Source organism: Streptomyces sp. OfavH-34-F, assembly GCF_022347745.1.
GTDB lineage: Bacteria > Actinomycetota > Actinomycetes > Streptomycetales > Streptomycetaceae > Streptomyces.
In genome coordinates this window covers 1-9437 of the sequence record NZ_JAKRGC010000256.1, presented here as the reverse complement: position 1 = coordinate 9437, position 9437 = coordinate 1, and the positions used below count along the sequence as shown (strand labels likewise).

Below are 9437 nucleotides of genomic sequence, written 5' to 3'. Positions count from 1 at the left end.
CCCGGCCGGGGCGGCGCCGGAGCTGGAGCGGGCGGCCCTGGCGCACTGGAACGGCTGGGGGGCGGTCCGGCTGCTCGACCCGGTGAACGGCGGGCGGCCGGTCGAGGGCGCGCTGCTGCTGGAGCGGCTGCACCCGGAGGTGTCGCTGCGGTCGCTGCCGGAGGCGAAGGCACTGCTGGAGGCGGCCGGGACGGTGCGCAGGCTGTGGGTGGACCCGCCGGCCGGGCACCCCTTCGAGACGGTCGCCGAGCGGACCGGGCGGCGTACGGAGGCGATGCGGGCCGCCGCCGCGTCCGACCCGGCGCTGGAGTCGATGGTCACCGCGGCGCTGGCGGCGCGCGAGGAGCTGGTGGCCGGTGCGCCGGAGACGCTGCTGCTGCACGGCAACTTCCGGCAGAGCAAGGTCCTCGCGGGTGAGCGGGCGCCCTGGCTGACGGTCGGGCCGGAGCCGCTGGTCGGCGAGCGGGCCTACGACCTGGCGCGGCTGGTCCGGGACCGGGTGGAGGACCTGATCGCCTCGCCCGCCGGGGCGGCGACGGCCCGGCGCCGGGTCAGGAAGCTGGCGGACTCGCTGGACGTGGACCAGGAGCGGTTGCACGGCTGGACGCTGTTCCGGGCGGTGGAGTCGGGCACCCGCGCGCTGGCGGCCGGGCGCCGTCAGGAGGGCGAAGTGACGCTGGAGTTCGCGGGCTGGCTGTAGGGCCGGGGCGCGCGCGAGGGCCCCGCACGGAGCGTTCCGTGCGGGGCCCTGGCGCGTGGCGGGTCAGTCCTGGCGGGTGAGGCGGGCGATCGCCTCGTCCACGGTCAGCTCCTCGCGCTCGCCGGTGCGGCGGTCCTTGAGCTCCACGACGCCCTCGGCCGAACGGCGGCCGGCGACCAGGATCTTCGGAACGCCGATCAGCTCGGAGTCGGTGAACTTGACGCCGGGCGAGACTCCGGCGCGGTCGTCCACCAGGACGCGCAGACCGGCGGCGGCCAGCTTGTCGGAGACCTCCAGGGCCAGTTCGGTCTGGAGGGCCTTGCCGGCGGCGACCACGTGGACGTCGGCCGGGGCGACCTCGCGGGGCCAGCACAGGCCCTTGTCGTCGGCGGTCTGCTCGGCGAGGGCGGCCACCGCGCGGGAGACGCCGATGCCGTAGGAGCCCATCGTGACGCGGACGGGCTTGCCCTGCTGGCCGAGGACGTCGAGCGAGAAGATGTCGGCGTACTTGCGGCCGAGCTGGAAGATGTGGCCGATCTCGATGGCGCGGTCCACCTGGAGGCCGGCGCCGCACTTCGGGCAGGGGTCGCCCGCCTCGACCACGACGACGTCCAGGTAGTCGTCCACCTCGAAGTCGCGGCCGGCCACGGCGTTGCGGACGTGCTTGCCGTCCTTGTTGGCGCCGGTGATCCAGGCGGTGCCGGCGGCGACGCGGGGGTCGGCGATGTAGCGGACCTTGTCCAGGCCCTGCGGGCCGACGTAGCCGCGCACCAGGTCGGGGCGGTCCACGAAGTCCTCGGCGGTGACCAGTTCGACGACGGCCGGCGCCAGGTGCTCGCCGAGCTTGCCGAGGTCCACCTCGCGGTCGCCGGGCACGCCCACCGCGACGATCTCGCCGTCCACCTTGACCAGCAGGTTCTTCAGGGTGGCGGAAGCCGGCACGCCGAGGTGGGCGGCGAGGGACTCGATGGTCGGGGTGTCGGGGGTGTCCAGCTCCTCGACGGGGCCGGTGCCGGACGCGTCGGCGGCGGTGGCCCGGTAGGTGACGGCCTCGGTGTTGGCCGCGTAGTCGCAGTTCGGGCAGTCGACGAAGGTGTCCTCGCCGGCGGGCGCCGGGGCCAGGAACTCCTCGGACGCGGAGCCGCCCATGGCGCCGGAGACGGCGGAGACGATGCGGTGGTCGAGGCCGAGCCGCTCGAAGATGCGGATGTAGGCGGCGCGGTGCAGCTGGTACGCCTCGACCAGGCCCTCGTCGGTGGTGTCGAAGGAGTACGAGTCCTTCATCTGGAACTCGCGGCCGCGCAGCACACCGGCGCGGGGGCGGGCCTCGTCGCGGTACTTCGTCTGGATCTGGTACAGGATGACCGGCAGGTCCTTGTAGGACGAGCACATGTCCTTGACGACCTGGGTGAAGATCTCCTCGTGGGTGGGGCCCAGGAGGTAGTCGGAGCCCTTGCGGTCCTTGAGCCGGAACAGCAGGTCGCCGTACTCGTCGTACCGGCCGCTCGCCTCGTACGGCTCCTTGGGCAGGAGCGCGGGGAGCAGGACCTCCTGGCCGCCGATGGCGTCCATCTCCTCGCGGACGACGCGGATGATGTTCTCCAGGACCTTCTTGCCGAGCGGCAGCCAGGTCCAGACTCCGGCCGCGGTGCGTCGTACGTAGCCGGCTCGGACGAGGAGCTTGTGGTTGAGCGTCTCGGCGTCCGCCGGGTCGTCGCGCAGTGTCTTGATCATCAATCGGGACATGCGCTGGACCTGGGCCATGGTGAACTCCTGCTCGGAAGGTTGATGGGCCCGAGGTTAGCGGGGCTGCCCGTGCGGGCGGAAATCCATTCGCCCCGCACGGCGCAGCGGAAGGGGCGCTCCCATCACCGCGTAGGGCTTCGGGGCGCTCGGGAAGACGACCTGGCGGGCGAGGTCCCGGTAGCCGAGGGAGCGGTAGAGGGCGCGGGCCGGGCTGTCGGTGTCGATGGCGGAGAGGATCGAGCGGGGCTCGTCGACGGCGTCCGTGACGGTGGTGATGAGGGCGCGTCCGATGCCCCGGTGCTGGAAGTCCGGGTGGACGTGGAGTTCGGTGATGACGAAGGCGTCGTCGAGCCAGGGGTCGCTGCCGGTGGCGCGGAGGTAGGGCTCGACGACGGTGGACCACCACTGGGCGCGGTCGTTGGGCATGCCGTAGACGAAGCCGACGAGGCGGCCCCGGGGTGTCAGGGCGCCGAGCGCGCGGGCCCTGGGGTGGTCGAGGTGGCGCAGGACGATGTGGCGGCGGACCTCGATCTCCTCGGCGCCCAGGCCGAAGGCGACGGCCTGGACGGCGAGCGCCTCGTCGACGCGCGCGGCGAGGTCGATCGGCCCGACCCGGACGCCGGTGGTGCGGGGGTCGCTTCCGGAAGCTGCTGCCATGAGCCGACCCTACTGGCCGGGCCGCCGGGGCGGGGGCCGGTCAGAACAGCACGCTCATGAAGGCGCCGGTCTCGCGGAAGCCGATGCGGCGGTACGCCTTGCGGGCCGGGGTGTTGTAGTCGTTGACGTAGAGGCTGGCGACTGGGGCGATGTCGGCCAGCGCGTACCGCAGGACGGCGGCCATGCCGGTCTCGGAGAGGCCGCGGCCTCGGTACTCCGGGGCCACCCACACGCCCTGGATCTGGCAGGCCTGGGAGGTGGCGGCGCCGATCTCCGCCTTGAAGACGACCTTGCCGTCCTCGATGCGGGCGAAGGAGCGGCCGGCGGCGATGAGTTCGGCGACGCGGGCCTGGTAGAGGAGGCCGCCGTCGCCGGCGAGCGGGGAGACGCCGACCTCCTCGGTGAACATGTCCACGCAGGCGGGCATCAGGATGTCCATCTCGTCCTTGCGGACGCGGCGCACGAGCGGGTCGGGGGTCACGTCGGCGGACGGGCTCTCGGTGACCATCAGGGGCTGGTTGGCCCGGACCTCGCGGGCGGGGCCCCAGCCGGGTTCGAGGAGCCGCCACAGCTGGGCGGTGGGCTCGGCGGGGCCGACGATCGAGGAGCAGCGGCGGCCGGCCCGGCGGGCGCGTTCGGCGAAGGCGCGGACGGCTTCGGGTCCGGCGCAGATGGGGACGAGGTTGGCGCCGGAGTAGCACAGCGAGCGGAGCGTGCCGTCCGCGTACCAGCCCCACATTTCGCCGCCCAGGCGCCAGGGGTCGAGGCCGGCGATGTGGACGCGGGAGGTCACGAAGGCGTTGACCACGGGCTCGCTCTCGAGTACGGCGAGGGCGGCGCCGAGGTCGCTGGGTTCGAGGACCCGGGTGGTGGTGTGCGTCAACACGTGGGGGCCTCACCATGCGGTCTGCTGATTTCCGCACTGTAACCGAAGAGCCTGTCGGCCGCGCCCCGTGCCCGGGATCGGCCGGGAACGGACGGCGTGAGCCCGCTCACGGACAGCGCCCCGCCGAGGGTTCCTCGCGGGGCGCTGCCGGGTGCGGCCGGGGTTCAGCCGATGGCGACCTGGGGCTCGCCGGAGGCGACGCCGTCCTTCTCCATCTGCTCGGCGATCTTCATCGCCTCTTCGATGAGGGTCTCCACGATCTTGGACTCGGGCACGGTCTTGATGACCTCGCCCTTGACGAAGATCTGGCCCTTGCCGTTGCCGGAGGCGACGCCGAGGTCGGCCTCGCGGGCCTCGCCGGGGCCGTTGACGACGCAGCCCATGACGGCGACGCGCAGCGGGACCTCCATGCCCTCCAGGCCGGCGCTGACCTGGTCGGCGAGCTTGTAGACGTCGACCTGGGCGCGGCCGCAGGACGGGCAGGAGACGATCTCCAGGCGGCGCTGGCGCAGGTTCAGCGACTCCAGGATCTGGATGCCGACCTTGACCTCCTCGGCGGGGGGCGCCGAGAGGGAGACGCGGATGGTGTCGCCGATGCCCTCGCTGAGCAGCGCGCCGAAGGCGACGGCCGACTTGATGGTGCCCTGGAAGGCGGGGCCGGCCTCGGTGACGCCGAGGTGGAGCGGGTAGTCGCACTGGGCGGCGAGCTGGCGGTAGGCGTTGACCATCACGACGGGGTCGTTGTGCTTGACCGAGATCTTGATGTCGCGGAAGTCGTGCTCCTCGAAGAGGGACGCCTCCCAGAGCGCCGACTCGACGAGGGCCTCGGGGGTGGCCTTGCCGTACTTCCTGAGCAGCCGGGCGTCCAGCGAACCGGCGTTGACGCCGATCCGGATGGGCGTGCCCGCGTCCTTCGCGGCGCGCGCGATCTCCTTGACCTTGTCGTCGAACTGCTTGATGTTGCCGGGGTTGACGCGGACGGCGGCGCAGCCGGCGTCGATCGCGGCGAAGACGTACTTCGGCTGGAAATGGATGTCGGCGATCACCGGGATCTGCGACTTCGAGGCGATGGTCCGCAGCGCGTCGGCGTCGTCCTGCGTGGGGCAGGCCACGCGGACGATCTGACAGCCGGAGGCCGTGAGTTCGGCGATCTGCTGAAGCGTGGCGCCGATGTCCGACGTACGCGTGGTCGTCATCGACTGCACCGAGACCGGCGCGTCCCCGCCGACCGCCACCGACCCGACCTGGATCTGTCGGCTGACCCGCCGTTCGGCGAGCTTGGTCGGAACGGCGGGCATTCCGAGAGAAATCGCAGTCATGCGCTGAGCATCCCCAAGGTGTGGATCGAGGTCCCGGTATCGGCGGGCTCCGGCCTTCGAGGTTACGTCACCGAGAGCGGCCGGGAGCACACCGAGTCCGGGCCGGTACGGATGTCGGGCCCGGCCGGACGCGCCCCGCGCACCGCCGGTCACCCGCGGTGCGCCGGGCGCGTCCGGCGTCCCGGTCAGGTGATCTTGACGGGATTGACCACGTCGGCGACCAGGACGAGCAGGGTGAAGCAGATGAAGACCCCGGCGACCACGTAGGCGACCGGCATCAGCTTGGCCACGTCGAACGGGCCGGGGTCGGGGCGCTTGAAGATCCGGGCGGTGTGCCGGCGCAGGGCTTCCCAGAGGGCTCCCGCGATGTGGCCGCCGTCGAGCGGGAGCAGCGGCAGCATGTTGAAGAGGAACAGCGAGAGGTTGAAGCCGGCCAGCAGGAACAGCATCATCGCGATCTGGTTCTCGGCCGGTACGTCCAGCGTCATCACCTCGCCGCCGATGCGGGCCGCGCCGACGACGCCGACCGGGGAGTCCGCCGCGCGTTCGCCGTCGCCGAAGGCGGCGTCCCACAGGGCGGGGATCTTGGAGGGCAGGGCGATGATCGAGTCGACGCCGTTCTCCACCATGTCGCCCATGCGGACGACGGAGTCGCCGAAGGAGAGCGGCAGGATCTCCCACTGGGCGGCGAAGCCGAGGTAGCCGGCGGTGACGTACTCGCCGGGGACGGTCTCGCCGCGGGAGTCCTTCTTGGCGACGGCGTTCTTCAGGAGGACCGCGTGGAGGGTCTTCTCCCGGCCGTCGCGCTCCACGGTGATGGTGGCGGGGCCGATGGTGTCGCGGATGCGGTCGGAGAGGGTGTCCCAGGAGTCGATCCGCTCGCCGTCGAAGGCGACGATCCGGTCGCCCTTCTTGAGGCCGGCGGCCTGGGCGGGCGAGACGGCGTCGGACTTCTTGCAGGTCTCGCGTTCCTCGCTCTGCGGGATGACGCACTTCTGGACGCCGGCGACCTCGGTGGTGTTGGTCTGGAAGCCGAAGGTCATGGCGACGCCGAGGAAGATCGCCACGGCCAGGACCAGGTTCATGAAGGGTCCGGCGAACATGACGATGACGCGCTTCCACGGCTTGCGCGTGTAGAAGAGGCGGGTCTCGTCGCCGGGTTCCAGCTCCTCGTAGGCGGCGGACCTGGCGTCCTCGATCATGCCGCGCCAGGGCGAGGTGGAGCGGGCTTCGAGCCGGCCGTCCTTGCCGGGCGGGAACATGCCGATCATGCGGATGTAGCCGCCGGCCGGGATGGCCTTGATGCCGTACTCGGTGTCGCCCTTCTTGCGGGACCAGAGGGTGGGGCCGAAGCCGACCATGTACTGGGGGACGCGGATGCCGAAGAGCTTGGCGGTCGAGAGGTGGCCCAGTTCGTGCCAGGCGATGGAGAAGAGCAGGCCGAAGGCGAAGACGGCGATGCCGAGAATCGTCAGCAGGATCGTCGTCATGCTCATGCGCGTGCCTCCGCTGTGGCCTTGGCCGAGAGTTCCCGGGCCCGAGCGCGCGCCCAGGTCTCCGCTTCAAGGACGTCCGCGACGGTGAGGGAAGTTCCCGGGGCGGGCGTTCCGTGCTCGCCGACCACCGCGGTGACGGTGTCCATGATGCCGTTGAAGGGCAGCTTCCCGGACAGGAACGCGTCGACGCACTCCTCGTTGGCGGCGTTGAAGACGGCGGGCGCGGTGCCGCCCAGTTCGCCGACGTGCCGGGCGAGGCCGACGGACGGGAACGCCTCGTCGTCCAGCGGGAAGAACTCCCAGCTCGACGCCTTGGTCCAGTCGAAGGCGGGGGCGGCGTCGGGTACGCGCTGCGGCCAGCCGATGCCGATGGCGATCGGTCCGGCCATGTCGGGCGGGGTGGCCTGGGCGAGGGTGGAGCCGTCGGTGAACTCGACCATGGAGTGCACGTACGACTGGGGGTGCACGACGACCTCGATGCGGTCGAAGGGGATGTCGTAGAGCAGGTGGGCCTCGATGACTTCGAGGCCCTTGTTGACGAGGGTCGCCGAGTTGACGGTGATGACCGGGCCCATGGCCCAGGTGGGGTGGGCGAGGGCCTGTTCGCGGGTGACGTCGGACAGCTCGTCCCTGGTGCGGCCGCGGAACGGGCCGCCGGAGGCGGTGACGACGAGCTTGCGCACATCGGCGCGGGTGCCGGCCGCGAGGGCCTGGAAGAGCGCCGCGTGCTCCGAGTCGACGGGGATGATCTGCCCCGGCGCGGCCAGTGCCTTGACCAGGGGGCCGCCGACGATCAGCGACTCCTTGTTGGCGAGGGCCAGGGTGCGGCCGGCCCGGAGCGCGGCGAGGGTGGGCGCGAGGCCGATGGAGCCGGTGATGCCGTTGAGCACGGTGTGGCAGTCGCTCGCGGCCAGTTCGCTCGCCGCGTCGGGCCCGGAGAGGATCTCGGGGAGCGGGGCGGCCGTCCCGTACGCGTGGCGCAGGGCCTCGCGCAGGGCGGGTACGGCCTCGGGCGAGGCCACCGCGACCGTGCGCACGTTCAGCCGGTGCGCCTGCTCGGCGAGGAGGCCGACCCGGCCGCCGGCCGCGGACAGCGCGGTGACGCGGAAGCGGTCGGGGTTGCGCAGCACCAGGTCGATGGCCTGGGTGCCGACGGAACCGGTGGAGCCGAGGATGACGAGATCCCGGCGACCCTCCTGGGCGTCGAAGACGAGGTGCGGGTCGGCGAGAGGTGCGGGACTGTCGGTCATGCGCCCCATTGTCGCCGCTCGTTCCGGGTGCGGGGACAGGGGCGTACCGGCCGGGGCCGCGCGTGTCCGCCCCGGCACCTCCCTCCGTGGGTCCTCCGTCAGCCGGTGGCGGCGGCGAATGCCTCGTGGAAGCCGGGGAACGTCTTCCGTACGCAGCCGGGGTCGTCGAACGTGATGCCGGGGGTGCGCAGTGCGGTGACGGCGAAGGACATGACGATGCGGTGGTCGCCGTGGGTCTCGATCTCCACCGGCCGGGGCGTGCCGGGCCGGATCTCGATCCAGTCGGGTCCGGTGGCGACGGTGACGCCCATGCGCCGCAGGTTGTCCGCGCAGGCCTCCAGCCGGTCGCACTCCTTGACGCGGGTGTTGCCGACGTCCTCGATGCGGACGGGGCCGGTGGCGAAGGGGGCGATCGCGGCGAGGGTGGGCATGGTGTCGGAGATGTCGCGCATGTTGACGGTGACGCCGCTCAGGGTGCCGGTGGAGCGGACGGTGGTGGAGTCGGCCGTCATCCGTACGTCGGCGCCCATGCGGCGCAGGACGTCGGTGAACCGCAGGTCGCCCTGGAGGGCGCCCTCGCCGAGGCCGGGGACGGTGATCTCGCGGCCGGTGAGGGCGGCGGCGGCGAAGAAGTAGCTCGCGGTGGAGGCGTCGGGTTCGACGGCGTAGGTGGTGGCGCGGTAGCCGCCGGGCGGCACGGTGAAGACGGTGCCGCCGGGGCCTTCGCGGGTGACCTCGACGCCGAAGGAGCGCATCATCGCGAGGGTGATCTCGATGTAGGGCGCCGAGACGAGGTCGGTGACGGTGATCCGCAGGCCGGTCTGGGTGAGCGGGCCGAGCATCAGCAGGGCGGTGAGGTACTGGCTGGACTGGCCGGCGTCCAGGGTGAGTTCGCCGCCCTTGATGCCGGCGGCCTCGATGCGCAGCGGGTGGTGGCCCTTGGCCTCCTCGTGGCGCAGGTCGACGCCGAGGGTGCGCAGGGCCTCGGTGAGCGGGGCGAGGGGCCGGCGGCGCATCTGCGCGGAGGCGTCGAAGCGGTAGCTGCCGCGGGCGCCGGCCGCCGCGAGGGTCGGCAGGAAGCGGGCGGTGGTGGCGCCGTCCCGGCAGTAGACGTCGGCCTCGGCGGCGGCGGGCCCGGCGGGGCGGCCGGTGAGGTGCCAGGCGTCGGCCTCGCGCTCGACCTCGTAGCCGAGGGCGGTCAGCCCGGCGGCGAACCCCTCGGTGTCGTCGGAGGCGAGGGGGCGTACGAGCGTGCTGCGGCCGTTCGCGGCGGCGGCCAGGAAGAGGGCGCGCGCGGTGACGGACTTGGAACCGGGGACATGGATGACGGTCACGGGCGTCCATCCTGCCGTGGACCGGGAGGCGCGGCGGGGCGCGCGCCCG

Annotated in this window: 8 protein-coding genes; 1 reads left to right on the top strand and 7 read right to left on the bottom strand. The window is 72.5% G+C overall.

Annotation, left to right across the window (positions count from 1 at the left end; genetic code table 11):
- Window positions 1-700, top strand: a 700-nt coding sequence (locus MHW47_RS27145) for an aminoglycoside phosphotransferase family protein (protein ID WP_239226401.1), incomplete at its 5' end; no start/stop codon positions are given.
- 63 nt (window positions 701-763) lie between these two features.
- On the opposite strand, the gene MHW47_RS27140 is transcribed toward MHW47_RS27145, so the two are convergent.
- The 7 genes from MHW47_RS27140 to aroA form a co-directional block, all read right to left on the bottom strand.
- A complete protein-coding gene (locus MHW47_RS27140) occupies window positions 764-2464 on the bottom strand; it encodes a proline--tRNA ligase (protein WP_239226400.1) in 1701 nt (566 codons plus the stop codon).
- A gap of 36 nt (window positions 2465-2500) precedes the next feature.
- Window positions 2501-3103, bottom strand: a complete 603-nt coding sequence (locus MHW47_RS27135) for a GNAT family N-acetyltransferase (protein WP_239226399.1) — start codon at window positions 3101-3103, stop codon at window positions 2501-2503.
- Window positions 3104-3143: 40 nt separating this feature from the next.
- Window positions 3144-3989, bottom strand: coding sequence for a GNAT family N-acetyltransferase (locus MHW47_RS27130; RefSeq protein WP_239226398.1), 846 nt, complete (start codon window positions 3987-3989; stop codon window positions 3144-3146).
- A gap of 164 nt (window positions 3990-4153) precedes the next feature.
- Window positions 4154-5308, bottom strand: a complete 1155-nt coding sequence (gene ispG / locus MHW47_RS27125) for a flavodoxin-dependent (E)-4-hydroxy-3-methylbut-2-enyl-diphosphate synthase (protein ID WP_239226397.1) — start codon at window positions 5306-5308, stop codon at window positions 4154-4156.
- A 185-nt stretch (window positions 5309-5493) separates the two neighbouring features.
- Window positions 5494-6804, bottom strand: coding sequence for an RIP metalloprotease (locus tag MHW47_RS27120; RefSeq protein ID WP_239226396.1), 1311 nt, complete (start codon window positions 6802-6804; stop codon window positions 5494-5496).
- Window positions 6801-8054 (bottom strand): 1-deoxy-D-xylulose-5-phosphate reductoisomerase, encoded by a 1254-nt coding sequence (gene dxr / locus MHW47_RS27115; RefSeq protein ID WP_239226395.1) that lies wholly within the window; start codon window positions 8052-8054, stop codon window positions 6801-6803. Before dxr ends, MHW47_RS27120 begins: the two co-directional genes overlap by 4 nt.
- A gap of 98 nt (window positions 8055-8152) precedes the next feature.
- The gene (gene aroA / locus MHW47_RS27110; RefSeq protein ID WP_239226402.1) at window positions 8153-9388 is read right to left on the bottom strand and encodes a 3-phosphoshikimate 1-carboxyvinyltransferase; all 1236 of its coding nucleotides are present in this window, start codon (window positions 9386-9388) and stop codon (window positions 8153-8155) included.
- Window positions 9389-9437 lie beyond the last annotated feature (49 nt).

Coding starts and splice junctions, on each gene's coding strand:
- dxr (WP_239226395.1), bottom strand. CDS start 8,054: ATGACCGACAGTCCCGCACCTCTCGCCGACCCGCACCTCGTCTTCGAC.
- MHW47_RS27120 (WP_239226396.1), bottom strand. CDS start 6,804: ATGAGCATGACGACGATCCTGCTGACGATTCTCGGCATCGCCGTCTTC.
- MHW47_RS27140 (WP_239226400.1), bottom strand. CDS start 2,464: ATGGCCCAGGTCCAGCGCATGTCCCGATTGATGATCAAGACACTGCGC.
- MHW47_RS27135 (WP_239226399.1), bottom strand. CDS start 3,103: ATGGCAGCAGCTTCCGGAAGCGACCCCCGCACCACCGGCGTCCGGGTC.
- ispG (WP_239226397.1), bottom strand. CDS start 5,308: ATGACTGCGATTTCTCTCGGAATGCCCGCCGTTCCGACCAAGCTCGCC.